This window comes from Buttiauxella sp. BIGb0471, from assembly GCF_024807715.1.
Classification (GTDB): Bacteria; Pseudomonadota; Gammaproteobacteria; order Enterobacterales; family Enterobacteriaceae; genus Buttiauxella; species Buttiauxella agrestis.
Genome location: NZ_JANUEU010000001.1, coordinates 1,363,059 through 1,388,753, shown reverse-complemented (window position 1 = coordinate 1,388,753; position 25,695 = coordinate 1,363,059). Strand labels below are relative to the sequence as shown.

The following is a 25,695-nucleotide window of genomic DNA, read 5'->3' as shown; positions in this document are numbered from 1 at the left end:
CATCTACTGTGATCAACTTCACGCTGTGATAGTTTTTACTTATCGCTCAGCGAAATTTGGTAGTTTTCGCCGTCATGGGATTACCCTGGCACAAGAGTTTCAATTACAGTAGATGCTAAAATCTTTCGTCTGATAGCTATTGGTTATCAGGAGGGAATGTGACCTTCCAGGTTAAGCTCCACCAGATTCGAGCGTTTGTGGCTGTGACGCAAAATGGCAGCATTCGCGGAGCCAGTCGGGCGTTAAATCTCTCTCAACCCGCGCTCACAAAAGCGATAAAAGAATTAGAAGAAGGGTTATCGGCACGTTTGTTTATCCGGCGCAGCCAGGGCGTGGCGTTGACCGAATGCGGGGAAAGTTTCTACCAGCATGCTCAATTAATTCTCGAAGAGTTACGCGCCGCGCAGGAAGATATTTTGCAGCGTCAGGGGCAACTGGCAGGGCAAATCAATATCGGTCTGGGAGCGAGTGTTTCCCGCACACTGATGCCGCCGGTTATCACCGCGTTTCATCAAAAACACCCGAAAGTAAAAGTACGAATTATGGAAGGGCAACTGGTGTCGATGATCAACTCGCTGCGCCAGGGCGAGCTGGATTTCACCATCAACACCTATTATCAAGGCCCGTATGACCAGGAATTTACCTTTGAACGGCTGTTCGAAAAACCTTTTGCGGTATTTGCTCGCGAAGGGCATCCAGCGATTGGCGCGACATCGTTAAAAGAACTGCTGCACTATGACTGGACGCTGCCCACGCCACGCGGCAGCTATTACAAACAACTGGAAGAAGTGTTTCAAAAGCGCTCAGAAATTCCCAATATCAGCGTCTTCTGTGAAACGTTTTCTGCCTGCATTAGCCTTATCGCGCAAAGTGATTTCCTCAGTATCCTGCCCGCCGAATTAGGCCGCGACCCGTTGCTCGCGCACAGCTTAAAACAGATAAATATTACTGAAACGTTGCCGCAAGCTACCTACTATTTGATTCAGCGGCGTGATGTGGCTCAGGCACCGTTAACCACGGCGCTTATCAATCAATTTCGTCGCGAGTGCCGTTAATCCGGCATTGAGCCACGGCACATCGGCAGCTATAGTGACTTCGGAATCGAGCCTGGAGGATTTGCACATGAACCTTGACGAAAAATCGCTGTTTCTCGATGCGATGGAAGACGTGAAACCGCTGAAAGATTGCAACAGCAGCCAGTGGTTGAAACCGGTCAAAGAGAAGGTGGTGCAAAAACCCGACACCCTTCAGTTGGATAACTTCCTGACCACCGGTTTTCTGGAAATTATTCCGCTCAACACCTTGCTTGAATTCAAGCGAGAAGGGCTGCAAAACGGCGTGCTGGATAAACTTCGACTGGGTAAATACAAACAGGAAGCGAGTTTAAACCTGATTCGCCAGCCGGTTGAACAGTGCCGTCAGTTACTTTTTGCCTATATTCAGGAAGCTAAAAAAGACGGCCTGCGTAATTTGCTGATCGTTCATGGCAAAGGCCGTGAAGATAAGTCCCACGCCAATATTGTGCGCAGTTACGTTGCGCGTTGGCTGGCGGAGTTTGACGAAGTTCAGGCGTTTTGCAGCGCGATGCCGCACCATGGCGGCAGCGGGGCATGCTATGTGGCGCTTAAAAAATCCGACCAGGCCAAAGTCGAAAACTGGGAGCGCCACGCCAAACGCAGCCGCTAAGTATTTTTGGCGGAGGACGCTAACGCTTATCCGCCCTACAAAAACCCGCGCCCAGGTCAGATAAGCGAAGTGTCATCCGACACTGCCCCCAACATCACGACTTCAACAACAACGACAACTCTTGCGCCGCTTCCTGCAATTTCGGCAATACGCGGCTGCGCAACTCCTGCGCGGAAACCTGGCCTGCATGCACACCGACGTTTAACGCGGCAACCACCTGGCCTTCCGGATTAACCAGCGGTACGGCGATAGAACGTAATCCCATCTCCAGTTCCTGGTCATTGAGCGCGTAGCCTTGCTGGCGCACGCGCTTTAGCTCCTCACGCAATTTGCTCACCGAATCCACCGTCTGCGGCGTGTAGCGAATCATCGTTATGCGAGCCAGGAAATCATTCAGCTGTTCTTCCGGCAAATAACTCAGCAACACGCGCCCCATTGACGTTGACCAGGCGGGCAATCGGCTGCCGATATCCAAATCAATCGTCATAATGCGCGAGCTGGAGGCGCGGGCGATATACAGAATATCGTCACCATCAAGTGTGGCAATCGAGCAGGATTCGTTGAGCATTTCACTCAAATGCTTGAGCACCGGCTGCGTCGATTTTGCCAGGGGAGTAGAAGCCAGATAAGCATGACCGAGGGACAAAATTCGCGGGCGAAGCTGGTAGTTTTTGCCATCATCCGCGTAGACAAAACCGAGCTTGCTCAGGGTATACAAACAGCGACGCACTGCGGCCCGGGGGATCCCCGTTTTCTGGCTGATTTGTGAAATAGAGAGCTGCCTGCGCTGCGGGGTAAACGCCTGGATAACCTCAAGCCCACGCGCCAGTGACGCCATAAAATTGGGGTCGCCCTTAAACGGATCGACTTCCGCCGTTAGCTCATCACGTTGAATTTCCATCTCGTTCTCCTCAAATTCTCGCCGTTGATCACAGTCTGAAAACAAAGATACATGATGTTCGATAATCGCACCATATTTCGATTATCGCCCTTGACCAGCTTCGTTAAGCGGGTCACATTTTGTTCAAGAAACGCAATCTTGTGCGAATAACGCACCCTCAGGGAGAACCGTGATGATCAACAAAAGTGTGGCGACGCTTGAAGAGGCAGTCGCCGGAATTTTCGACGGTGCCACCATCATGATTGGTGGTTTTGGCACAGCCGGGCAGCCCACCCATCTTATTGATGCGCTCATTGCTCAAGGCGCAACTGACCTGACGATTATTAATAACAACGCGGGGAACGGCGAAGTGGGGCTGGCTGCACTCCTGAAAGCCGGGCGGGTGCGCAAAATGATTTGTTCATTCCCTCGCCAGGTAGATTCACAGATTTTTGACGAGCTATATCGTCGCGGAAAAGTCGAGCTGGAACTGGTACCGCAAGGCAACCTGGCCGCTCGTATTCAGGCTGCGGGTTCCGGATTAGGTGCGGTATTTACGCCAACGGGTTTTGGAACGCCGCTCGCGCAAGGCAAAGAAACTCGTGAAATTGACGGGCGTCAGTACGTACTCGAATACCCGCTGAAAGCAGATTTTGCCTTGATCAAAGCGTATGAAGGCGACCGTTGGGGAAATCTGGTCTATCGCAAAGCGGCGCGTAACTTCGGGCCAATCATGGCGACAGCCGCCACCGAAACTATCGCGGAGGTGAGCCGAATTGTTCAGTTAGGCGCTCTGGACCCGGAAAATATCGTCACCCCTGGGATTTTCGTCAAGCGCCTGGTGGCGGTCGAAAGTGCCCTGGCACAAAGCGCATAAGGAGCTTGATGTGAAAAAACTAACCCGCGATGAAATGGCGCAGCGTGTGGCTCGCGATATCCCTGAAGGCGCTTACGTTAACCTCGGTATCGGATTACCAACACGCATTGCCAACTACCTTCCAGCCGATAAAGAAATCTTTCTGCACAGTGAAAACGGTTTGCTAGGCATGGGGCCAAAACCCGCGGAAGGCGAAGAAGATCCTGAGCTTATCAACGCCGGGAAAGAGTTCGTCACGTTGCTGACCGGTGGCTGCTATTTCCACCACGGCGACTCGTTTGCCATGATGCGCGGCGGCCATCTCGATATCTGTGTTCTTGGCGCATATCAGGTCTCAGCCCAGGGCGACCTGGCAAACTGGAGCACCGGTGCACCGGATGCCATTCCCGCTGTCGGCGGGGCGATGGATCTTGCGATTGGCGCACGCCAGGTGTTTGTGATGATGGATCATTTAACTCGCGACGGTGAGTCCAAGCTGGTGGAAACCTGCACTTATCCACTCACCGGAATCGGCTGCGTCAGCCGTATTTATACCGACCTCGCGGTGATTGATATCACTGCAAAAGGCCCGGTGGTGCGCGAGATCTTCAATGGCCTCTCTTTTGAAGAATTACAACGTATTACCCCGGTCACACTTGGCTTCGAACAACTGGCAGAAAGCGCGTAAGGAACTATGATGAATCAAGCATTTATCTGTGATGGAGTGCGAACTCCGTTTGGTCGTTTTGGTGGCACACTCTCCAGCGTTCGCAGCGATGATTTAGCCTCGTTGCCGTTAAAAGCGTTACTCGAGCGCCATCCCAACCTGGATTGGTCAGCGATTGACGATGTGATTTACGGCTGTGCTAACCAGGCCGGGGAAGATAACCGCAACGTCGCCCGCATGGCGCTGTTACTGGCAGGATTACCCGAAACCGTGCCGGGCAGCACCATCAACCGGTTATGCGGCTCAAGCCTGGATGCGTTGGGTGTGGCGGCGCGGGCGATTAAAAGCGGTGAAACGCATTTGATGATTGCGGGCGGGGTGGAAAGCATGTCGCGTGCGCCCTTTGTGATGGGCAAAGCCGAAAGCGCGTTTAGCCGCAGCATGAAAATGGAAGACACCACCATCGGCTGGCGGTTTATTAATCCGCTGATGAAAGCGCAATACGGTGTGGATGCGATGCCAGAAACGGCTGAAAACGTGGCGACGGATTTCAACATCAACCGGGCCGGTCAGGACGCATTTGCCCTACGCAGCCAGCTTCGCACCGCTCGCGCTCAGGAAACGGGGATGTTCGACGACGAACTGATTCCGGTCTCCATCGCCCAGCGCAAAGGCGAAGCGCTGCTGTTTAACCGCGATGAACATCCGCGCTCCACCTCTATTGAAGCGCTGGCAAAACTCAAAGGCGTGGTGCGGGCAGATGGCACGGTCACCGCCGGAAATGCATCCGGTGTCAACGATGGCGCATGTGCTTTGTTGTTAGCCAGTGAACAAGCGCTAAATACTCATGGATTGCAGCCGCTGGCGCGTGTCGTCGGCGTGGCGACGGCAGGGGTTGCGCCCCGGATTATGGGTTTTGGCCCGGCTCCCGCAGTGCGTAAAGTGTTGGCGCAAACGGGCTTAACGCTAGCGCAGATGGATGTGATTGAATTAAATGAAGCCTTTGCCGCACAGGCACTGGCTGTGATGCGCGATCTAGGCCTGCCGGATGACGCTGAACATGTGAATCCGAACGGCGGCGCGATTGCGTTGGGCCATCCGCTTGGCGCATCCGGTGGGCGTCTGGCGATGACCGCCGCGTATCAGCTCAAGCGCAGCGGCGGGCGTTACGCGCTATGTACTATGTGTATTGGTGTCGGTCAGGGGATTGCACTGATTATTGAACGCGTTTAAGGAGCAGGCATGACACTGTTTACCCCCATGTTGCGTGCATCACCGTTGAGCGAAATTTTCAGCGATGACAACACGTTACAAGGGATGCTGGATTTTGAAGCGGCACTGGCGCTGGCTTGTGCGAAATGTGGCGTGATCCCGGAATCGGTTATCACAGTGATTTCCGCGCAGTGTCAGGCCGATAAACTCGACCCGCAGGCGCTGGCGCAAGCGGCGGCAGGAGCCGGAAACCTGGCGATCCCGCTGGTGAAACAGCTCACCGCTAACGTAAAACGTCAGGATGAACAGGCCGCGCGATACGTTCACTGGGGAGCAACCAGCCAGGACGTGATAGATTCGGGCCTGGTTCTGCAACTGCGAGAAGCGTTTTTAGTTTCTGAAGTGCTTATCGAACAACTCATCCGCGCGTTAACCGAACAAATTCAACACCATCAGCACAGCGTCATGGCGGGACGCACCTGGATGCAGCACGCGCTGCCGATAACTTTTGGTCTGAAACTCGCAGGAACGCTTGATGCGCTATTGCGCTGGCAGCAACGTCTGCGTGAAATCAAACCGCGTGTGCTGGTGCTGCAATTCGGCGGAGCCGCCGGAACGCTGGCCTCGCTGAAAGAGCAGGGAATTACGGTGGCGCAGGCGCTGGCAAACGCCCTGCATCTTCATCAAGCCGATACCCCGTGGCATAGCCAGCGCGACAGGTTGCTGGAAACCGCGGCCTGGTTCGCGGGTGTGGCGAGCACGCTCGGGAAATTTGCCAGTGATTTTTCGTTACTGATGCAAACCGAAGTTGCCGAAGTCGGCGAGCCGATTGCAGAAGGGCGCGGTGGTTCATCAACCATGCCGCACAAACGTAACCCGGTAAGCTGCGCGGCAATTTTAACGGCAAACACACGCATTCCGGGGCTGATGGCGACGATGTACGCCAGTCAGAATCAGCAGCATGAAAGGGCGCTTGGCGGTTGGCAGGCTGAATGGGAAGTGCTGCCGCAACTGATTACGCTTGCGGGCGGGGTGATGCAAACGTCGCTGGAATTGCTCAACGGCATGCAGGTGAATACCGTCAAAATGCGCGCCAATCTGGATATCACTCACGGCCTGATTATGGCGGAATCCGTGACGCTGGCCCTGGCGGAGTTTATGGGCAAACAGCCTGCGCATCACTTAGTGGAACAGCTCTGCCACCGTGCGCTGGATGAAAACCAGCCGCTTGCGGCATTGCTCGCAGAAAACCCACAAGTCACGCCATATCTTTCTTTGACCCAAATCGAACATTTGCTCGACCCGCAACACGCCCTCGGCAGCAACGACGCGTTTATCCGCCAGGTTCTGGCGCGGGCGGCACAACAAACCAGGAGGGTAACATGAGCCTTTATTATCAACTGGAAGGGCGCAGTGGCGCACCGGTCGTGGTGTTGTCGAACTCGCTGGGTACCACGCTTGAGATGTGGCAGCCACAAATGGCGGCATTGCTTGAGAATTTTCGCGTGCTGCGTTACGACACACACGGCCACGGACGCACCACCAAAAATGGCAAAACAACGCTGCCACAACTAGCGGAAGACGTTATCAGCGTGATGGATGATGCAGGCGTTAAACAGGCGCATTTCTGCGGGATTTCCATGGGCGGGCTGACGGGTTTATGGCTGGCACGTTTTGCCCCGGAGCGTTTTCTTTCCGTCACCGTTGCCAACAGTGCGGCGAAAGTGGGCGAACAAAACGGCTGGCTTGAGCGCGCACGAACCGTGCGTCATGACGGCATGGCGGCCATCGCTAACAGTGCGCCACAGCGCTGGTTTACCGAAGATTTTGTGAAACATCACCACTCGCAAGTTGATGCCCTGTGCGCAACCCTTGCGGGCATTGATGCTGAAGGTTATGCCTCTTGTTGCGAAGCGCTTGCCGCCGCCGATTTGCGGGGCGAAATTGGCAATATCATATTACCGATGCAGTTTATCGCCGGAGCCAGTGACCCGGTTTGCAGCGTCGCCGACAGCGAATTTATGCATCAGCAAGTCCACGGCTCGCATCTCGTCACGCTTGAATCCTCGCATCTTTCCAATGTCGGCGACGCTCACGGTTTCAATGTGGCGCTGCTTAACTTTATTCAACAGGACGACTGACATCATGAAGGACGAAGAACACTATCAGCAGGGCATGGAAGTGCGTCGTGCGGTGCTGGGTGACAGCCACGTAGACCGCACGCTGTCACAGCTCACGCCGCTTAATGACGAGTTTCAGAACTTCATCACGCGCTATGCCTGGGGCGATATCTGGACACGGCCGGGGCTTGAGCGCCATACCCGCAGCATGATCACCATCGCGATGTTGATTGCGCTAAACCGTGAAGCTGAGCTGAAAATGCACCTTCGCGCCGCATTTAATAACGGCGTGACGCGGGATGAGCTTAAAGAATTGATCATGCATTCGGCGCTGTACTGCGGTTTACCCGCAGCCAACGCCACCATGCATCTGGCACAACAGGTGTTTGATGAGTTGGACACCGCCGGTTAATTCATGTCGGATGACGCTAACGCTTATCCGACCTACGAAAACAGTGTTGTAGGGTGGATAAGCCATAGGCGTCATCCACCATTTTTTACCCCGGAATCGACTTCCGAATCGACGACAGTAAAATCTGCGCCGCTGGAGACAGTGGCGTATCCACCCGCGTTAAAACCCCAATCGGCTCGCCAGCACCTTGCGTAGTGACCGGTAGCGAAGTCAGCGTTCCCTGACGCAAATCCTCTTTCACGGCACCTGAAGGCACAAACCAGACGTAGTTGTAATCGACGGTCAACTGGCGCGAAAGCGAAGCAGACAGCGTTTCAACACAGGTGGCAGACATTTTACACCCCTGGCTGACGAGCAGCGTTTCCGCGTTCTGACGTGGGATTGTCCCCTTCGGCGACACCACCACAGGCCATTCCATCACGCGACTCAGCGTGATGTTTTCATGCAGCAGCGGATGCCCAGGGCGTACCACCAGTTTTAATGACTCGAGGAATAACAGCTCATAATTCAGCCCGGTCATCAATTCCGGGTCTGACATACGGCCAATACCCAGGTCCAGCTCACCCGATTTCAAACCGGACAGCAGCATGGTGTTATTCATGGTCGCCACTTGTAACGTGACATCGCTTTGCTGCTTATGAAACTGGCCGATAACTTTGGGTAATATCCCCAGCGCCGCCGTGGGCAGTGCGCCGACGCGAACCACCGAGGTACTTTGCCCATCTTTCTGATTTAACGATTGCCCGGCGTGATTGAGCGCATCGAGCACCTTCACCGCATGCGTCAGGAACTGCTCGCCCATCAGCGTCATCTGCGCGCCAAGCCGCCCACGCTCAAACAAACGCGTGCCGGTGAGTTGCTCAAGCTCATTAAGCGTCTTTGAAAGTGCAGGCTGGCTAAGATTAAGAGTTTCAGCTGCGCGCCCCAGTGTTCCCTGTTGAGCGACAGCCACGAAAGTATGAAGATGGCGCAAGCGAATGCGCTGACTGAACAAACCGTTTTTTTCCATAACCTGATGTTAAAAACAGACGCGTCGCACTGACAAGATAAGTTGTTTAATTTTGATAACTTGCTAGCAAAATTTCATTAACAACTGAGTTTTATTGATAACAAATGGTGAGGGCATATTGGAACCTTATAGGTTTCCAATAATTTTACAAATTATGTATGTCCGCATAGTTTCCGTTCACCAGTGCGTTCAGTTTTCCCATATGCACTTGCTAACGGTGAACGTGCCAGGTGGCTCACGCCAGCCCCCTTCGCACGTTCACCGTTTCGGTAACTACAGAGATCACTGAACGATTAGTGAACGGAACAATCACCTCCCTCAAAGAGAAATGAGTAAAACCTGAGGCGACGCCCGGCGTCTACACGTCAAAAAACACCGTCTCCTTCTCCCCCTGAAGGTAAATATCAAAAGTATAAACAATCTCAGTTCCACGCTGCTCGCGCTTGCCAATCAAGGTATTACGGCGCACTTCCCACTCGATAAGATTCAGCACCGGGTCGGTTTCATTTGCCTCTTGCTCGTCAGAAAAATACATCCGCGTATTCAGGCCGATGTTAATCCCGCGAGCCACAATCCACAGGTTCAGATGCGGAGCCATTAATCGCCCATCGCGCCCGACAACCGCACCAGGCTTGATGGTGTCAAAACGCCACACGCCGCTGTCGAAATCTGAACATGTGCGCCCCCAGCCACGGAAATCTTCATCCAGTTTTTTATCGTTTTGACGATCCGCAGGGTGGTTGTAGCGCCCGGCAGCGTTGGCTTGCCAAACTTCTAACAGCACATCACGCACCGGCGTGCCGGAGCCGTCGAACACCCGGCCTTCAACGACAATGCGTTCGCCCTGGGTGTGGGAGTTGGTCAGCACATGGCTGAAGTTTTTCTCGAAAATGTTAAATCCGGCAGCCTGTGGAGCGAGACCAATGTGCACATACGGGCCTGCGGTTTGCGAGGCGGTTTCGGCTAAATAATCTTTCATCACACGGCTCCTTGAGTGCGATTTTCAAACAGCGTGGCACGTTGACCGCGCAGCACTAAATCAAAGCGATACGCCAGACAATCGAGCGGCACCGCAGCGTGGGTATCCAGTTCGGCAATCAGCGTGCGGATGGCGTCATCGTTATTGATCGTTTTCACAATCGGACACTGCCTGATCAGCGGATCGCCTTCAAAATACATCTGGGTAATCAGACGTTGGGCAAAGGATTCGCCGGAGAGTGAAAAGTGAATGTGCGAAGGCCGCCAGTCGCTGGCCTGATTACGCCACGGATACGGGCCGGGCTTGATGGTGCGGAAAAAGTAATAGCCATTTTCGTCGGTCAGCACGCGCCCGCAGCCGCCAAAATTAGGATCGATGGGGGCAAGATATTTGTCTTTCTTGTGGCGATAACGCCCGCCCGCATTGGCCTGCCACACTTCAACCAGCGTGTTTTTCATCGGGCGACCAAAGCCGTCGCGCACATAGCCATGCACAATAATACGCTCGCCAATCGGCAGGCCATCTTTGGCGTAATTCATGATCAAATCGTTATCGAGCGGGTCGAGATCTTTTGCGCCAAAAATCGGCCCGGTTATCTCAGAAAGGGAATTCTGCAATGAGATAAGCGCGTTGCGCGGCGAGCGTAACACACTGGTTTTATAGCCCGGCGCGAATGCCGGTGGGTGCGAATCGTAATCACGATGAACCAATTCACGAGGTTGCCAAATCTGAGACATAGCCAGCTCCAGTTGTAGGGTATGCAGGGGCGATGTGTTGTGGTTTTAAAAATCGCCACAGCCAGTCTCAGTTAATAATTTGTTAAATTAAAGTGAATTTAGGCGTGGTTTTACATAGCTTTTTGTTATGTAAGTAGCGGTTAGCATTACTTCTGATGTACGGCTGTATAGTCGGTCACAAAACGAAAATTCTTCCCCCAAAACCCCCGCACGACATTCTACGCTTTCAGCAATATTCACTGGAGATACGACATCATGGCGAACAACATCACGGCTGATGATATTCGGGAAAAATTTTCGCAAGCAATGTCGGCGATGTACCAGCAAGAGGTGCCTCAGTACGGCACCTTGTTAGAGTTAGTGGCCGACGTGAATCTGGCGGTGTTAGAAAACAGTCCCGATTTGCAGCAACAGCTAGAAAACGCTGACGAACTGGCGCGTTTGAATGTCGAACGCCACGGGGCAATCAGAGTGGGGAAAGCGGAAGAGCTGGCGACCTTACGCCGCGTTTTTGCCGTTATGGGCATGGTTCCGGTCGGCTATTATGACCTCTCCCAGGCTGGCGTTCCGGTGCATTCGACGGCGTTTCGCCCGATTGAGGATGCGGCGCTGGCGCGTAACCCGTTCCGCATTTTCACCTCACTACTGCGTTTAGAACTGATTGACGACGAAGCGTTGCGTAAAACCGCTGCGGCCATTCTCGCAGAACGTGACATTTTCACCCCGCGTTGCCGGGCGTTGCTCGATATTTACGACCAGCAGGGTGCATTTACTGAAGCACAGGCCGACGAGTTTGTGACTCAGGCTCTGGAAACGTTCCGCTGGCACAGCCACGCCACGGTGGATGCGCAGACCTATCAGGCGTTTCATAATCAGCATCGTTTAATTGCCGACGTGGTCTGTTTCCGTGGCTGCCACATTAACCACCTCACGCCACGCACGCTGGATATCGACCGCGTACAAGCACTGATGCCGGAATATGGTATTGCGCCGAAAGCGATTATCGAAGGTCCACCACGACGCAACTTCCCGATTTTACTGCGCCAGACCAGCTTCAAGGCGCTCGAAGAACCCATCATTTTTGCGGGTGTTCATCACGGCACGCATACCGCACGCTTCGGTGAAATCGAGCAGCGCGGTGTTGCGCTCACCCCGAAAGGGCGCGCCTTATATGATGAATTGCTTAACGAGGCGGGCAGCGGCCAGGATAACTTCAGCCATCAGCAGCATTTGCAGGAAATATTCAGCCGCCTGCCAGACAGCGAAACGCTGATGCGCTGCCAGGATCTGGCGTATTTCCGTTACCGTTTAACGCCGGTGGGTGAAATGCACCGCCAGGCGATTAAACCCGGCGATGACCCGCAACCGTTGATTGAGCGCGGCTGGCTGGTGGCACAACCGATCATCTACGAAGATTTCCTGCCGGTGAGTGCGGCTGGGATTTTCCAGTCAAATTTGGGCAGCGAAGGCGGGGCACGCAGCCATGGCCATTCCAGCCGTACCGCGTTTGAAGAAGCGCTCGGTGCGCCCGTTGCCGATGAGTTTGAGTTGTATCAACAGGCATCAGATCGCAGTAAAAAACGCTGCGGGTTGCTGTAATAAAGGGCCACATTATTGCGGCCCACAGATAACGGTTTTTGTCGGATGACGCTGGCGCTTATCCGACCTACAAATGCATGATTTTGTAGGGTGGATAAGCCGCAGGCGTCATCCACCATTTACGCAGCATCCGCCAATATAAACATGCCATACGGGTGAATCTCGAGATAGTAATTATCCCCCACATCAGGCTGTAGGCGCGTGGCATTCACCTGCAACAACAGCGCCTGACCATGCCATTCCACCGTCACTTCATATTGCGGCCCCATATACGCCACATGGCGCACCACGCAGCGTTGGCTTTCTTCGCCATGTTCGCTCAGCGTGATGGCTTCCGGGCGCACGCCAACCGTGCCTTGCGCCTGAGTGATGGTCAACTGAGGCGGGCGCGGTAAACGGTAGCCGTGGATCTCGACAAAATCGCTGCCGAAACGCGCCGGGAAGACGTTGGCATCGCCCATAAAACTTGCCATAAAGCGCGATGCTGGCTGGCGATACAGAGTTTGCGGGCTGCCAATCTGCATGATTTCGCCTTTGTTCATCACCAGCACGGTATCGGAAACGGCAAACGCCTCGCTCTGGTCGTGGGTAACGTACAGCGATGTGATGTTGAATTGCTTTTGTAGCTCGCGAATTTTGTCGCGCATGCTGCGGCGCAGGTTGGCGTCAAGATTACTTAACGGCTCATCAAACAGCAGCACTTTGGGTTTGAGGATCAGCGCGCGCGCCAGTGCCACACGCTGCTGCTGGCCGCCGGAAATCTGGTCAACGAAACGGTCTTCGAATCCGTCTAAATCAACCATTGCCAGCGCTTCTTTGACGCGTGTTTTGATTTCCGCTCGCGGTGTGCCGAGCATCTTCAGCCCGTAGCCGACGTTATCGCCCAGCGACATATGCGGGAACAGGGCGTAGGACTGGAACACCATGCAGATGTCACGCTGCTGAATGGAACGGTGCGTCACATCTTCGCCATCAATAAAAATCTGCCCCTCGGTGGGTTTTTCAAGCCCGGCAACCAGGCGTAAAACCGTGGTTTTCCCGCAGCCGGAAGGGCCGAGTAGCGTCACCATTTCACCCTTTGGGATCGCCAGATTAATGCCTTCAATGACGGTGTTATTGCCAAACCGTTTCGTGACATTGCGCAGTTCTACAAAATGAGGTTGTGTCATGTTTTACTCCGTAATCACGCGTTGGTTTTGGCTTTTGAGCGTGAGATTCTCGCTTCACCAATCAGCCAGTCAAAAATGAAAATAATGGTCAGCATCACGACGATAAGAATCGAGCCATAGGCAATCGCCACGCCGTATTCGCCATCTTCCACGCGGTTCAGAATGTAGGCGGTAGCCACTCGCGTATCCGGCGTGACGAGGAAGACGATTGCACTAACGGTCGTAATGGCGCGCACAAAGCTGTAGATCAGCGCGGATAGAATCGCCGGGCGCAGCAGCGGCAGCAGAATGTTGATAATGGTGCGCATCGACCCGGCGCGCAGGCTCAAAGAAGCTTCGTCGAGTGACTTGTCGATTTGCCCCAGCCCGGCAATGCCCGCACGGATACCTACCGGTACGTTACGCATCACCATCGACATAATCACAATCGCCGCCGTTCCGGTCAGGTAAACCGGGGCGCTGTTAAACGCCAGGATATACGAAACGCCCGCCACGGTGCCTGGAACGGCGAAGCACAGCATGGTGGTGAACTCGATAGTCTTTTTGCCACGGAACTGCTGGCGTACCACAATCCAGGCAATCAACAGGCCGAAGAAAGCGGTGATCGGTGCCGCAATGCCCGCATACAGCAGCGTGTCGAGCAGTGAAGGCCACGCGCCATCGCTCATGCCCTGGCCGAACAGCTTGATGAAGTTATCAAACGTCAGCGTGTAATCCACGCCCCAGTTGACGGTGAAACTGCCGTAGAAAATGCTGCCGTAGAGCAGGGCGTTAAAAGCAATCCACACCGCTAATAATGCGACCACCGCCCACACCAGCGTCACGGGCAGCGGCTGCACATCGCCACGGTTGGATTTACCGGAAACGGTGACGTAGGAGCGTTTCCCAATCCACATGTACTGGATGCAGAACACCAGCAGTGAGAACACCAGCAGGAATGCGCCGAGCGTGCTGGCGGCCTGGTAATCAAGCTGCGAACCGGTGATGTAAAAGTAGATTTGCGTGGCGAGCACGTCGAAGTTGCCGCCCAATACCAGCGGGTTACTGAAGTCCGCCAGCGATTGCACAATCACAATTAAAAAGGCGTTTGCCAGCGCGGGTTTCAGCAGCGGTAAAAACACCCCTTTGAACGTTTTCCAGCGCGTAGCTCGCAGGGTATAAGAGGCTTCCTCCAGCGACGGGTGAATGGTTTTAATCGCGCCGTCGAGGATCATAAACGCCATCGGCGTGAAGGCCAGAACCTGCGCCAGCCAGATGCCGGTAAAACCGTACAGCCAGTTGGTGTTGGTCAGCCCGAACCAGTCCACCATCAGCTCAGTCACATAACCCGAGCGCCCCATCATCAACGTGACGCCCAGCCCGACCACAAATGGCGGCGTGACGATCGGCAGAATCGAGAAGATACGGCCAATAATCGCGCTGCGTTTGGCGATGCGGGTGGTGTAGATCGCCAGCACCAGACCGAAGAACGTACAGCCGATCCCCACCGCAATCGACAGCGCGATGGAGTTGATAATCACCTGGATGATATGCGCCTGGCTGAGTACCGCCATAAACGCCAGCGGGGCAAATTCCCCGGTATCGTTGGTGAACATTGGAATGAAAATGGCGACACTTGGCCAGACGATAAACACGCCGATCAGTGCCACAATCGTCACCAGGGAACCAATCACAAAACTGTCGCCACCCAGCCATTCGAGGCGAGTCAGGGCGAGTGTGATAACCATGCCGAGTGCGATAAACAACACGATAGTGGCGTAGCCCATACCGCGCTCGGTTATGGTTGCGCTGATGACCACAAACGCCATGCAGAACAACGCCCAACCGGCGTCAAAGTAGTGGCGCTGGCGCTTTTCTGGCCCCAGTTCATTGAACGGGCGCAGCAGCAACAGCGAAGGCAAAACGTACCACAGCAGGCTAATATTGATGCCCGACCAGCTATAAGCCGCGATCAGTTCTTCGCGGGTCGATTCAAACAGGCCGTAATCCAGGCTCCAGCTTGGCAGCAGGGCGAAAGCCAGCCAGCAAAGCGCCACCCACCAGAGAATAGCGTCCCGCTTTCGCTGCGTACGCAAAAGTAAAGTTTCAGACATAAGTGCCTCATCGGCCGAAAGAAAAAAGAGGAACAGGTGACGTGACAATGTCACCTGTTGATGGGTTAGTTACCCATTTTCACTTCGCTAACCCATTTATTGATCAGCGCTTTACGCATGTCGGTCGCACCGTATTTATCCATGTCGTAGTTGATCAGTTTCAGGTCATCGAGCTTGAGCGACAGCGGGGAGCTTTCAGCCGTGGTGTTGGTCAGAATTTGGTAAGACTTGCCTTTTTTCCAGGAGAGTTCCTGCGCTTCTTTGGACAGTACCCAGTCAACGAACAGTTTGGCGTTGTCCATGTTGCGTGCGCCTTTCAGAATGCTGACACCGCCGATTTCATAGCCGGTGCCTTCGCAAGGGGAAATCAACTCCAGCGGCGCGCCGTTCTCTTTTTCCAGCGAGTAATCGTGCAGGAAGCCAATGCCGATGGCGGTTTCACCGCGGGCGGCGTTACGCGCCGGGGCGATACCCGATTTGGTGTACTGGGAAATATTGCCGTTGAGTTTTTTCAGGTAATCGAACGCCTGATCTTCGCCCCACAGTTGGGCGAATGTCGCCAGCGCGGTATAGGCGGTGCCTGAGCTTTGCGGGTCAGCAACCTGGATTTCGCCTTTATAGATTGGGTTGGTCAGATCTTTCCAGCACTTCGGCACCGGCAGGTTTTTCTCTTTCAGGCGCTGAGTGTTGACGCCAAAACCGAGAATGCCGATGTACACCGCCGAGGAATAGTTGCCTTTGCGTTTAGCCGGGTCCTGGAACTTCGGCATAATTTGCGCAAGATTGGCTGACTTGTACGGCTCCAGAAGATCCATTTCCCCCGCCTGAGATTGTGGGTCCAGCGTGCCGCCGTACCACACATCGGCCTGCGGGTTTTTCTTCTCGGCATCGACTTTCGCCAGCGTGCTGCCTGAACCGTTGCGGATAAACGAGGTTTTCACATCGTATTTTTCGCCGAAGGCTTTGGTTTCGGTTTCACACATTTCGTTGGTGGCGCTGCAATACACCACCAGACGGCCTTTGGCCTGCGCGGCACCGGACAGGGTAGCCAACGCCACACCCGCAGCAACCAGAGAAGAGAGCACGGTCAGTTTCATATTATTATCCTATTTGTCCTGAGATAAAGGGTCCTGAGGTAAGGTCACTGCCGGGTCCATGGCACCAACACTCCTGTCCTGCGCGCTGATGCCCGCCATGAGCAGGGGCATCAGCAAAAATCCAATCAGTGCGGCGGCCACGGTTAATAACGCGAACATCCCGGACCAGCCGTAACGCTCAATCACTTGCGACAACGGCCATCCCGCCAGTGCCGCACCCAGATAGGCAAATAAACCTAAGAATCCCGTGACGCTACCCGCCGCCTGTTTATGGCTACATTCCACGGCGGCAAGGCCAATCAACATCTGCGGGCCAAAGACAAAAAAGCCGATGGAAAAAAAGCACACCGCCAACAGCGCGTAGTGGTGAACCGGCGATAACCACAGTGCGGCAACCGAGACAAACAGCCCGAGTGCGAACAGTAAAATCATCGGCCCGCGCTGGCCGCGAAACAGCAAATCTGAACCCCATCCAGCAAACAGTGCGCCCAACAATCCACCCATTTCGAACAGCATCACCGTGGCGTTGGCGCTGAGTAAATTCACGCCGTGGCTTTCATAAAGCCAGATGTTGCCCCAGTCGTTGAGCGCGATACGAATCAGATAAACCAACACGTAACTCACGCCGAGCAGCCAGATCATCGGGTTTTGCAACACCGTGCTGCGAAACATTTGCCACTGCGGCATTGGCGGACTGAGCTGCTGCTGGCGCATTTCCAGCGGGTCATGTCGCCAGACGCCGACCGGGGGTAAATCCAACTCTTGCGGCGTGCCGGTTAAGCTGCGACACAGCCAAATGCCAATCACGATGCCGATGGCACCAGAAACAAACAACGACGCCTGCCAGCCGAACCACAGCGCCATCAGCGCGGAAATCAGCGGAACGGCAGCGCCACCGAGGTTAATGGAGGTATTCCAGCATCCCCACCAGAAACCGCGTTCGTTACGCGAATACCAGTGCGTTAATAATCTCGCGCACGGCGGCCATCCCCAACCCTGGAAGAAGCCGTTCAATGTCCAGATAATCAGCAACATCGGCAGGTTTGTGCCGAAGGCAAAAAGAATGTTCAGTACTCCGGTTGCCAGTAATCCCGCACCCATAAACCAGCGAGCGCCCCGGCGGTCATGCCACAATCCTGCGGCAAATTTCGACAGGCCGTAGGAGAGATAAAACAGCGTGCCTAATAAGCCGATATCGCCTTTGCTTAACGCCAGATCGACTTGCATTGCCGGGAGCACGAAGCTGACGCTTTTGCGCGTCAGGTAAAATGCGGCGTATCCCACGACCATCGACAGCAGCAAACGTGGGCGCCAGTAACGGTAATCACGACCGATAGTTTGCTCGGAAATCATGCTCGCCCTCCGGGTTGAAATGACTATAGAAAACGCTGAAAGAAAGGGGATGAGACAAGGTTTTAGCCAACCAGGAATTATTCCTGGTTATCCCTGTTTTTGTTCAAAAAGTGTGGGCAGGTTAACAATTACACGCGTACCGGACTGGCTTTCGAGCTGCAAATCTCCGCCTAAGGCGTGGATCCTCTCGGCAATTCCCTGCAAACCGTGGCCGTTATGGGTAGTGCCGCTAAAACCAATACCATCGTCTTTGACTTCCAGACGCACGCCTTGTGGTTGTTGAGTTAAAGAGATTTCAATCAGGCTGGCATCGGCGTGCTTGAAGATGTTGTTCAACAGTTCCTGCACCAGACGGTAGAGGGTAAACACCACCGGGTCGCTGGTCGGCTGGCCGGGTAAATCGTAGTGAAAACGGCAGGTAATTCCGCGCTCGGCAAAGGCGAACTCCTGCATCAAGTGATGCAGCGCTTTATCGAGAGAAATTTCGTCTAAAACTGGCGGGCGAAGTTGGCGCAGCAGGTGGCGAGTCGAGTGGTGGATTCGTTGGGCAAGCTGGTTGATTTGCTCGGCGGCGAGCACCGTGGCATCGCCGCTGGCGGTGCGTTTCACCAGCATCGACTGAATTTGTATAGCGGTAATATTCTGGCCAATTTCGTCGTGCAGCTCACGCGCCAGATCTTTGCGCGTGTCCTCTTCGGTGTGAACCAGTTGTTCCATTAGCTCGCGCCTGGCCTGCAACTCAATCTCAAGGCGTTGACGATAACGGTGCAAATTATTGGCCAGATGCTGCTGGCGGCTTATCGCAATCCCCAGCCCAATGCCCAGCAACGCCTGAGTGGAAAGAAACAGCTCCATCTCCATCAGGCCGTTAAAGCCGCTGCCAATTTGCCGGGCGATGGTAATCATCATGCTGCCGAGCAGGGCTGCCAGCACGCCGCCTTGCCAGCCAAATTTGTAGGCCATCACCACGTTTGGCAAAAACACCACAATCAACAACAAGCGTTCGATTTCAGGCGACACCACCATTTGCGCACCCACGCCAATGATAAAAAACAGGCTGCACCAGATTAGCAACGAGGTGCGCAGCGGAGGATTCGGCGTTTCCTGAGCCAGCAGGCTTTCCAGGTGTTGCTGGCGCAGATATTCATAAATCAAATAGACGAAGGGCGTCAGTACCACGCCGCCGGTAAACGCCGCCAGGAGCGTTTGCGATGGAGTGCTCGAAAGAAAAGGTGTCAGCACTAATGTGTGCAGTAGCGCGTCGCTGGTAATCGCCGCCATTAACAGTGAAAGTCGCTGCCAGTAAAGCGTGTAACGGTGCCAATAGTGTTGAACAACGAGAGCGGGAATGGCGCTGAGAAAAGGCGAGAGTAATATTACCGGCTCGGTCATCAACTGCTGCTGCCACAACCCGCCGAGCAGGCCCAGCACCGGAATAAACAGCGCCGGCCAATAGCGGCGATGCAGCAGAATCAGCAGTGCCAGATGCACGCCTTGCGGTAGCAACAGCGTGGCTTGCTGGCCGTTATCGGTGAGATAAAAACTGATCATCCAGAGTGCAAGCCAGGTCAAACCCCAGGCGAAAACAATAAACAGCGATAACAGCAGATGACGCCACGAACGAGACATTTAGTGCCCGGCTAACAGTTGGTGTTCGAGGGCAAAATGCACCAGGTCGATAGTGCTTTCGCATTGCAATTTGCCGAGGATATTAGCGCGATGAACATGCACCGTTTTATGACTCAGGTTGAGCTGCTCCGCGATGTGTTTCACGCTTTCGCCTTTGACCAGGAGATCGAAGACTTCATGCTCGCGTGGCGTGAGAACCTCCAGCACTTTGGCGGGCTGGCCCGCATGGCGCAACGCTCGCAGGGCATCAGCACACAAATAGTGCCCGCCCATCCCGACGGTACGCACCGCCTGCACTAACTCTTCCGGGCCGCAGCGTTTGGTAAGATAACCGCTGGCCCCGGCATCGAGCGCGCTTTGCACAAAGGCGGTGGTGTCATAAATGCTCAGAATAATGGCGCGAAACCCCGGGCGCTGTTGGCGCAGGCGTTTAAGCAAACTCAGCCCATTTTCGTCCGGCATCGCGACATCAAGCACCGCGACATCGGGCTGGTTTTTTATCAACGCAGGAAATGCTTCGGCGGCGCAGCTGTATTGGCCAACAATTTTGATATCGGTTTCAAGGCTGAGTAACTGCGCAAATCCGGAGCGCACCACCACATGGTCATCAACTAAAGCAACGGCAATCATCGTTCTGCTCAATAAGGGGAGTCTGGCGACATCATGCGTGTGAATCTATTCCTTGCAATGGAGATGTAGGGAATATGTTACGGGGGTAACAGAAATGGGGGGCAAGTAAGCTTATGGCTTTTGGAGGATCGAGATTTTCCGTTCACCCGGGGGGGAATATTTATGTCCGTGTTTTTTCCGTTCACTAACCGTTCAGTGATCCCTGTAGTTACCGAAACGGTGAACGTGCCAAGGGTGCTACCGCAGCACCCTTGGCAATCCCGGCTCCCGGCGTTTAAATCGCCGCTGCGCGGTAAACCTCCGTTTTTCTTTTCAGTCCCAGGGTCGGTTGTGATTCGCTCCCGGCGATCACAACCTCTCGCCGTTCCCGACGGCTCGACCCGGCCTTCCAGTCAAAACGGAGGCGATTTATGCCGGACTCAAAGGTCAACGTCAAAAGCCGAACCGGTTTTGACCTTGTCCCCGGCTTCAATCGCGCCGTTTTTCACCCTTCAGTCGGGGTCACGTGGCCGGGAGCCACGTGAGAGAGCGATCGTCGGGAACGAGTCGCGAACGGCCGCGAATGTTGGGTGAAAAACGGTGTTTACCGCGCAGCGGCGATTGATTTGCCGGGCGCCAGGATTGTCAAGGAGAGGGCGTTCTCTCCTTGACACGTTCACCGTGCACTGGAATTTATGGGATCGAATAACGTTCTGGTGAACGGAAAATCACCGAGTTGACATAGGCTGGCCCACTAGCTTACCGCCAATAGCGCCCGCTTAAACTCCTCCAGCCCCGCATGACCCTCATCCCCTGGCCGCAGAGCCAGGCAATAACACGCCCCCGTCTTCACGCTGCCCGCGAACGGCTGCACCAACCTCCCACGATGCAAATCCTCCGCCACCAGCGTGGCATCGGCAATCGCAATGCCAAAACCCTGAATTGCGGCGCTGATGGCTAAGTCCATGGTGTCGAAGTGTTGATTTTTAGTCATAACAGGCGGATGAGCCACGTTCTGGGCAAACCATAACGACCAGTCAATGCGATCGCGCGTCGGATGCAGGAAGGTATAACGGCTCAGATCCTCAGGCGTTAACGCGTTTTCAGGCATTAAATGCTGGCTTATCACCGGCGTAAGGCGCTCCTCAAACAGCAACGTGCCGCTGGCGGAAGGCTTACCAAAAGTAATCGCCGCATCAAAGGGTTCGTTATTAAAGTTCACGCCATGTTCCACCGTCGTGGTCAATGCCACCTGGATATCCGGTGACACGCTTTCAAGTTGCACCAGTTTAGGCACCAGCCAGCGCATGGCGCAGGTTGGCGCTTTCAGGCGGATAATGCTTGGTTTGTGAGCGGCATCGCTCGCCACATTCAGCAGATGCTCGAACGCTTGCTGTAACTCAGGGAGCAGGGCGCTGCCTTGCGGCGTAAGATGCAACCCTCTGGCATGGCGGTCAAACAGGGAAAAACCCAGCCACTCTTCAAGGGTGGAAATTTTACGACTCACGGCACCTTGCGTCAGGCAGAGTTCTTTCGCCGCGCGAGTGAGATTGAGATGTTTGGCCGTCACCAGGAAAGCATCAACCGTATTAAGGGGAAAATTGCGCCGCATGTCTGGTTACTCTCCACTGAGCCATGAATTTTTTGCATGGCTATTATGACAACAATTCGGTTGTGGTCGCAACCTGTTACAGATTGAATAGTTATGCAAATCGCGCATTCACAGGAGCGGCCATGACTATGCAAACCCCGGTGCAATTTCGTTCAAAATTACCGGATGTTGGAACCACCATCTTTACCGTTATCGGCCAACTCTCGGCGCAACATAACGCCATCAACCTTTCTCAGGGCGCACCAAACTTTTCACCGGATCCCAAACTTATCGCCGGTGTGAACAAAGCGATGCAGGATAATCATAACCAATACGCATCGATGACCGGTTTCAGGCCGTTAAAAACGCTGATCGCAGAAAAGGTCGCCACGCTTTACGGCTCTCATTATGACGTTGACGATGAAATTTTAATTACCGCCAGCGCCAGCGAAGGTCTTTATTCGGCGATTAGCGGGTTAGTGCATCCGGGCGATGAAGTGATTTATTTCGAGCCATCGTTTGATAGCTATGCGCCAATTGTTCGCCTGCAAGGCGCGACACCCGTGGCATTGAAACTGGCGCTGCCAGATTTCACCGTCGACTGGGATGAAGTGCGTGCTGCCATGACTCCGCGCACCCGCATGATTATCATCAACACGCCACACAACCCAAGCGGGCAGGTGTTCAGCGCCCACGATCTGGATATGCTGGCGGAACTGACGCGCAACACTGACATCATTATTCTTTCCGATGAAGTGTACGAACACATCGTGTTTGATGGCGAGCGCCATCACGGCATGGCGACGCATCCGGCGTTGGCCGAGCGCAGCGTGATTGTTTCGTCATTCGGCAAAACGTTCCACGTGACCGGCTGGCGCGTAGGTTACTGCCTGGCTCCGGCTGAACTGATGAATGAAATCTGCAAAGTGCATCAGTTCCTGATGTTCTCAGCGGATACACCGATGCAGTATGCGTTTGCTGAATATATGGCGAACCCGGAAACCTATTTATCGCTGGCGGCGTTTTACCAGCGCAAACGCGATTTAATGCAATCATTGCTGGTGGACTCACCGTTTAAACTGTTGCCAAGCGCTGGCTCATTCTTCCTGCTGGCGAAGTTCGAGCATTTCAGTGATGAATCTGACAGTGAAATGGTGAAGCGTTTAATTACCCAATACGGCGTGGCGACGATTCCGCTCTCCGCGTTTTATACCGATGGGACAGACAACAAATTGATTCGTTTGTCATTTGCGAAAGATGAAGCTACGTTACGTGCGGGTGCTCAGGCACTTTGCCAGGTTAAGCCACGCTGATACGAGGTCATAATGAAAAAAGTTTATGCGTTAAGTTTGTTGGTTGGGATGTGCGCTTCTTTCGCGGTATCTGCGGCAAGCGAGTTGCGCTACGGCGTGGAAGCCGAGTATCCGCCATTTGAAAGCCGTAATTCGGCGGGCGAGCTTGAAGGGTTTGATATCGATTTAGGCAACGCGATTTGTAAAGCGGCGAGCCTGAAATGCTCATGGGTCGAGACATCTTTTGATGCGCTGATCCCAGGGCTGATGGCGAAGAAATTCGATGCGATTAACTCCGCCATGAACATCACCGAGCAGCGCCGTAAGAGCATCGATTTTACCCAGCCAATTTACCGTATTCCGTCACAACTGGTCGGGAAAGCGGACAGCGGTATGGAAGCCACTCCGGCCGGGCTGAAAGGCAAAACCATCGGCGTTCTGCAAGGTTCCATTCAGGAAACTTATGCGAAAGAGCACTGGGAAAAACACGGTGTCACGGTTGTGTCCTATAAAGACCAAAATATGGCGTGGGGTGATTTGCTCAATGGCCGTATTGATGCCTCGCTGGTGATGTCAGCAGCGGGTCAGGCGGGCTTCCTGAGCAAGCCACAAGGCAAAGGTTTTGGTTTTATCGGCAAGCCGGTGAGCGACGATACAATTTTGGGCAGCGGTATCGGCTACGGTCTGCGTAAAGGCGATGAAGCCACTAAGAAACAGCTTGATGCGGCTATCGACAAAGTGCGCGCTGACGGCACGATTACTGCGCTTGCGAAGAAATATTTCCCGGGTATTGATGTCGCCGTCAAATAGGCAGACACCAGGCCGTTCTTAGGTCGGGTAAGCGTAGCGCCACCCGACAATGGGGTGGATGACGCATACGCTTATCCACCCTACAAACTCCCCCCTACAAATATTGCGTAAAGGTCTGTGTCTCTGATTGGTTTTTCAGTGATTTTTGTCTAGAGTGTGCGGTCTAGATTTTGCCGCTGTTCTGCCTCTCGTGGGGTGAAACACATCGACAATGAAGGACAATTTTTCAGGCATGAACCGCAGACGTTTTATCAAAGCCTCAATGGCTCTCGCCGCAGTCAGCGGCACTACTTCAATTGCCACGCTCTTCTCGCGCGCAGCCTATGCGAGCGAGTCTGAAATTGCCGATGGTCGCACCACTGAATTCGATTTCTCTGTGCTTCAGTCCATGGCTCATGACCTGTCGAAGAAACCGTGGGTTGGCAAACCGCGTCCGCTGCCGGATACGCTGGCAAACTTGACTCCACAGGCCTACAACGCGATTCAGTATGATGCTGAACACTCGCTGTGGAACAACATCGAAAACCGCCAACTTGACGTGCAGTTCTTCCACGTTGGCATGGGGTTCCGCCGCCGTGTACGCATGTTCTCCGTAGATGCAGCAAGCCATCAGGCGCGTGAAATTCACTTCCGCCCTGAGCTGTTTAACTACAACGACGCAGGTGTTGATACCAAACAGCTCGAAGGCCAGATCGATCTTGGCTTTGCGGGTTTTAAAGCGTTTAAAGCGCCGGAACTGGCGCGCCGTGACGTGGTTTCTTTCCTCGGTGCGAGTTATTTCCGTGCGGTTGATAACACATACCAATATGGGCTTTCAGCGCGTGGCCTTGCGGTAAACACTTATACCGACCAGCTTGAAGAGTTCCCGGATTTTACTTCGTTCTGGTTTGAAACCGCGAAAGCGGGCGACACCAAATTTGTGGTCTACGCACTGCTCGACAGCGCCAGTGTCACCGGGGCATACAAATTTACTATCAATTGTGAGGCGCAGCGCGTGGTGATGGATGTCGATAATCACCTGTATGCGCGTGAAGATATTAAGCAATTGGGTATCGCCCCGATGACCAGTATGTTCGCCTGCGGCACCAATGAACGTCGCATGTGTGACACCATTCACCCGCAAATTCATGACTCCGATCGCCTGGCGATGTGGCGTGGTAACGGCGAGTGGGTGACGCGGCCACTCAATAACCCACAGAAGTTGCAGTTCAATGCTTATACCGACAATAACCCGAAAGGTTTTGGTCTGCTGCAACTCGACCACGAGTTTGCTAATTATCAGGACATTATGGGCTGGTATAACAAACGTCCAAGCCTGTGGGTGGAGCCGCTGAACAAGTGGGGCAAGGGTACCGTCGGCCTGATGGAAATCCCGACTACCGGCGAAACGCTCGATAATATCGTCTGCTTCTGGCAGCCGGAAAAATCAGTCAAAGCCGGTGACGAACTGGAATTTAAATACCGTCTGTACTGGAGCGGTTTGCCGCCAATCCAGTCGCCGCTGGCGCGTGTTTACGCCACGCGTACCGGCATGGGCAGCTTCCCGGAAGGTTGGGCGCCAGGCGAGCATTTCCCGGATAAATGGTCACGCCGTTTCGCGATTGATTTCATTGGCGGGGATTTGAAAGCTGCGGCACCGAAAGGTATCGAGCCGGTGATTACCCTGTCTAACGGCGAAGCGCGTCAAATTGAAATTCTGTATGTCGAGCCATTCGACGGGTATCGCATTCTGTTCGACTGGTATCCAACGGACGACTCCACCGACCCGGTAGATATGCGCATGTTCCTGCGCTGCCAGGGTGATGCCATCAGTGAAACCTGGTTGTATCACTACTTCCCGCCAGCGCCGGATAAACGTAAGTACGTTGACGATCGCATCATGAAGTAAAACAGTG

At 54.1% G+C, this 25,695-nt stretch carries 23 protein-coding genes; 12 read left to right on the top strand and 11 right to left on the bottom strand.

The window, feature by feature from the left end; genetic code table 11:
* The first annotated feature begins 158 nt into the window (after positions 1-158).
* Together M2371_RS06475 and smrA are read left to right on the top strand one after the other, a co-directional pair.
* Positions 159-1,055, top strand: a complete 897-nt coding sequence (locus M2371_RS06475) for a LysR family transcriptional regulator (RefSeq protein ID WP_259267239.1) — start codon at positions 159-161, stop codon at positions 1,053-1,055.
* A gap of 67 nt (positions 1,056-1,122) precedes the next feature.
* Positions 1,123-1,686 (top strand): DNA endonuclease SmrA, encoded by a 564-nt coding sequence (gene smrA / locus M2371_RS06470; RefSeq protein WP_034495069.1) that lies wholly within the window; start codon positions 1,123-1,125, stop codon positions 1,684-1,686.
* A gap of 94 nt (positions 1,687-1,780) precedes the next feature.
* On the opposite strand, the gene M2371_RS06465 is transcribed toward smrA, so the two are convergent.
* Positions 1,781-2,587 carry an IclR family transcriptional regulator C-terminal domain-containing protein gene (locus tag M2371_RS06465; protein ID WP_172894420.1) on the bottom strand — a complete coding sequence of 269 codons (807 nt, stop codon included), beginning with the start codon at positions 2,585-2,587 and terminating at the stop codon, positions 1,781-1,783.
* 172 nt (positions 2,588-2,759) lie between these two features.
* On the opposite strand from M2371_RS06465, the gene M2371_RS06460 reads away from it, so the two are divergent.
* From M2371_RS06460 to pcaC, 6 genes are read left to right on the top strand one after another with little or no spacing between them, the layout of a single operon-like run.
* On the top strand, positions 2,760-3,443 hold the full coding sequence (locus M2371_RS06460) for a 3-oxoacid CoA-transferase subunit A (protein ID WP_259267238.1): 684 nt from the start codon (positions 2,760-2,762) through the stop codon (positions 3,441-3,443).
* A gap of 10 nt (positions 3,444-3,453) precedes the next feature.
* Entirely contained in the window at positions 3,454-4,110 is a 657-nt protein-coding gene (locus tag M2371_RS06455; RefSeq protein WP_259267237.1) for a 3-oxoacid CoA-transferase subunit B, read from the top strand.
* Positions 4,111-4,119: 9 nt separating this feature from the next.
* A complete protein-coding gene (pcaF, locus tag M2371_RS06450) occupies positions 4,120-5,322 on the top strand; it encodes a 3-oxoadipyl-CoA thiolase (protein ID WP_259267236.1) in 1,203 nt (400 codons plus the stop codon).
* A gap of 9 nt (positions 5,323-5,331) precedes the next feature.
* Positions 5,332-6,687 (top strand): 3-carboxy-cis,cis-muconate cycloisomerase, encoded by a 1,356-nt coding sequence (locus M2371_RS06445; protein ID WP_259267235.1) that lies wholly within the window; start codon positions 5,332-5,334, stop codon positions 6,685-6,687.
* Complete coding sequence (pcaD, locus tag M2371_RS06440) at positions 6,684-7,442, top strand: 3-oxoadipate enol-lactonase (protein WP_259267234.1); 759 nt, start codon at positions 6,684-6,686, stop codon at positions 7,440-7,442. The genes M2371_RS06445 and pcaD overlap by 4 nt, the downstream gene beginning before the upstream one ends.
* A 4-nt stretch (positions 7,443-7,446) precedes the next feature.
* A complete protein-coding gene (gene pcaC / locus M2371_RS06435) occupies positions 7,447-7,833 on the top strand; it encodes a 4-carboxymuconolactone decarboxylase (RefSeq protein WP_259267233.1) in 387 nt (128 codons plus the stop codon).
* 85 nt (positions 7,834-7,918) lie between these two features.
* Here pcaC and pcaQ read toward each other — a convergent pair whose 3' ends face one another.
* From pcaQ to pcaH, 3 genes are all read right to left on the bottom strand, one after another.
* A complete protein-coding gene (pcaQ, locus tag M2371_RS06430; protein WP_259267232.1) occupies positions 7,919-8,842 on the bottom strand; it encodes a pca operon transcription factor PcaQ in 924 nt (307 codons plus the stop codon).
* Between the two features lie 358 nt (positions 8,843-9,200).
* Positions 9,201-9,821 carry a protocatechuate 3,4-dioxygenase subunit alpha gene (pcaG, locus tag M2371_RS06425; RefSeq protein ID WP_259267231.1) on the bottom strand — a complete coding sequence of 207 codons (621 nt, stop codon included), beginning with the start codon at positions 9,819-9,821 and terminating at the stop codon, positions 9,201-9,203.
* Complete coding sequence (gene pcaH / locus M2371_RS06420; protein WP_259267230.1) at positions 9,821-10,558, bottom strand: protocatechuate 3,4-dioxygenase subunit beta; 738 nt, start codon at positions 10,556-10,558, stop codon at positions 9,821-9,823. Before pcaH ends, pcaG begins: the two co-directional genes overlap by 1 nt.
* Before the next feature lie 255 nt (positions 10,559-10,813).
* On the opposite strand from pcaH, the gene M2371_RS06415 reads away from it, so the two are divergent.
* Entirely contained in the window at positions 10,814-12,157 is a 1,344-nt protein-coding gene (locus M2371_RS06415) for a VOC family protein (RefSeq protein WP_034495087.1), read from the top strand.
* A gap of 119 nt (positions 12,158-12,276) precedes the next feature.
* Here the strand turns inward: M2371_RS06415 and fbpC are convergent, their stop codons facing one another.
* The 7 genes from fbpC to M2371_RS06380 form a co-directional block, all read right to left on the bottom strand.
* Positions 12,277-13,326: a ferric ABC transporter ATP-binding protein gene (gene fbpC, locus M2371_RS06410; RefSeq protein ID WP_172894403.1), complete on the bottom strand. Its 1,050-nt coding sequence runs from the start codon at positions 13,324-13,326 to the stop codon at positions 12,277-12,279.
* Between the two features lie 14 nt (positions 13,327-13,340).
* Positions 13,341-15,419 carry an iron ABC transporter permease gene (locus M2371_RS06405; protein WP_259267229.1) on the bottom strand — a complete coding sequence of 693 codons (2,079 nt, stop codon included), beginning with the start codon at positions 15,417-15,419 and terminating at the stop codon, positions 13,341-13,343.
* A 65-nt stretch (positions 15,420-15,484) separates the two neighbouring features.
* Positions 15,485-16,516 (bottom strand): ABC transporter substrate-binding protein, encoded by a 1,032-nt coding sequence (locus M2371_RS06400; protein ID WP_034495116.1) that lies wholly within the window; start codon positions 16,514-16,516, stop codon positions 15,485-15,487.
* Positions 16,517-16,525: 9 nt separating this feature from the next.
* A complete protein-coding gene (gene uhpC, locus M2371_RS06395) occupies positions 16,526-17,869 on the bottom strand; it encodes an MFS transporter family glucose-6-phosphate receptor UhpC (protein ID WP_259267228.1) in 1,344 nt (447 codons plus the stop codon).
* Between the two features lie 87 nt (positions 17,870-17,956).
* Positions 17,957-19,498 (bottom strand): MASE1 domain-containing protein, encoded by a 1,542-nt coding sequence (locus M2371_RS06390; RefSeq protein ID WP_259267227.1) that lies wholly within the window; start codon positions 19,496-19,498, stop codon positions 17,957-17,959.
* Entirely contained in the window at positions 19,499-20,128 is a 630-nt protein-coding gene (locus tag M2371_RS06385) for a response regulator transcription factor (protein ID WP_172894395.1), read from the bottom strand.
* A gap of 733 nt (positions 20,129-20,861) precedes the next feature.
* On the bottom strand, positions 20,862-21,719 hold the full coding sequence (locus M2371_RS06380; protein ID WP_259267226.1) for a LysR substrate-binding domain-containing protein: 858 nt from the start codon (positions 21,717-21,719) through the stop codon (positions 20,862-20,864).
* A 122-nt stretch (positions 21,720-21,841) separates the two neighbouring features.
* Between M2371_RS06380 and M2371_RS06375 the strand changes: the two genes are divergently transcribed.
* The 3 genes from M2371_RS06375 (at position 21,842) to M2371_RS06365 (ending at position 25,688) form a co-directional block, all read left to right on the top strand.
* The gene (locus M2371_RS06375; protein WP_259267225.1) at positions 21,842-23,011 is read left to right on the top strand and encodes a pyridoxal phosphate-dependent aminotransferase; all 1,170 of its coding nucleotides are present in this window, start codon (positions 21,842-21,844) and stop codon (positions 23,009-23,011) included.
* A 12-nt stretch (positions 23,012-23,023) separates the two neighbouring features.
* Positions 23,024-23,800, top strand: coding sequence for an ABC transporter substrate-binding protein (locus M2371_RS06370; protein ID WP_172894389.1), 777 nt, complete (start codon positions 23,024-23,026; stop codon positions 23,798-23,800).
* A 232-nt stretch (positions 23,801-24,032) separates the two neighbouring features.
* On the top strand, positions 24,033-25,688 hold the full coding sequence (locus M2371_RS06365) for a glucan biosynthesis protein D (protein ID WP_172894387.1): 1,656 nt from the start codon (positions 24,033-24,035) through the stop codon (positions 25,686-25,688).
* Positions 25,689-25,695 lie beyond the last annotated feature (7 nt).

Bases quoted from the DNA above. Each gene is read 5' to 3' on its own strand.
- M2371_RS06415 (WP_034495087.1), top strand. From the start codon at position 10,814: ATGGCGAACAACATCACGGCTGATGATATTCGGGAAAAATTTTCGCAA.
- pcaQ (WP_259267232.1), bottom strand. From the start codon at position 8,842: ATGGAAAAAAACGGTTTGTTCAGTCAGCGCATTCGCTTGCGCCATCTT.
- pcaD (WP_259267234.1), top strand. From the start codon at position 6,684: ATGAGCCTTTATTATCAACTGGAAGGGCGCAGTGGCGCACCGGTCGTG.
- M2371_RS06370 (WP_172894389.1), top strand. From the start codon at position 23,024: ATGAAAAAAGTTTATGCGTTAAGTTTGTTGGTTGGGATGTGCGCTTCT.
- smrA (WP_034495069.1), top strand. From the start codon at position 1,123: ATGAACCTTGACGAAAAATCGCTGTTTCTCGATGCGATGGAAGACGTG.
- M2371_RS06380 (WP_259267226.1), bottom strand. From the start codon at position 21,719: ATGCGGCGCAATTTTCCCCTTAATACGGTTGATGCTTTCCTGGTGACG.
- pcaC (WP_259267233.1), top strand. From the start codon at position 7,447: ATGAAGGACGAAGAACACTATCAGCAGGGCATGGAAGTGCGTCGTGCG.
- pcaH (WP_259267230.1), bottom strand. From the start codon at position 10,558: ATGTCTCAGATTTGGCAACCTCGTGAATTGGTTCATCGTGATTACGAT.
- M2371_RS06465 (WP_172894420.1), bottom strand. From the start codon at position 2,587: ATGGAAATTCAACGTGATGAGCTAACGGCGGAAGTCGATCCGTTTAAG.
- M2371_RS06460 (WP_259267238.1), top strand. From the start codon at position 2,760: ATGATCAACAAAAGTGTGGCGACGCTTGAAGAGGCAGTCGCCGGAATT.
- M2371_RS06405 (WP_259267229.1), bottom strand. From the start codon at position 15,419: ATGTCTGAAACTTTACTTTTGCGTACGCAGCGAAAGCGGGACGCTATT.
- pcaG (WP_259267231.1), bottom strand. From the start codon at position 9,821: ATGAAAGATTATTTAGCCGAAACCGCCTCGCAAACCGCAGGCCCGTAT.
- M2371_RS06400 (WP_034495116.1), bottom strand. From the start codon at position 16,516: ATGAAACTGACCGTGCTCTCTTCTCTGGTTGCTGCGGGTGTGGCGTTG.
- M2371_RS06445 (WP_259267235.1), top strand. From the start codon at position 5,332: ATGACACTGTTTACCCCCATGTTGCGTGCATCACCGTTGAGCGAAATT.
- M2371_RS06390 (WP_259267227.1), bottom strand. From the start codon at position 19,498: ATGTCTCGTTCGTGGCGTCATCTGCTGTTATCGCTGTTTATTGTTTTC.
- pcaF (WP_259267236.1), top strand. From the start codon at position 4,120: ATGAATCAAGCATTTATCTGTGATGGAGTGCGAACTCCGTTTGGTCGT.
- fbpC (WP_172894403.1), bottom strand. From the start codon at position 13,326: ATGACACAACCTCATTTTGTAGAACTGCGCAATGTCACGAAACGGTTT.
- M2371_RS06375 (WP_259267225.1), top strand. From the start codon at position 21,842: ATGACTATGCAAACCCCGGTGCAATTTCGTTCAAAATTACCGGATGTT.
- M2371_RS06365 (WP_172894387.1), top strand. From the start codon at position 24,033: ATGAACCGCAGACGTTTTATCAAAGCCTCAATGGCTCTCGCCGCAGTC.
- M2371_RS06385 (WP_172894395.1), bottom strand. From the start codon at position 20,128: ATGATTGCCGTTGCTTTAGTTGATGACCATGTGGTGGTGCGCTCCGGA.
- uhpC (WP_259267228.1), bottom strand. From the start codon at position 17,869: ATGATTTCCGAGCAAACTATCGGTCGTGATTACCGTTACTGGCGCCCA.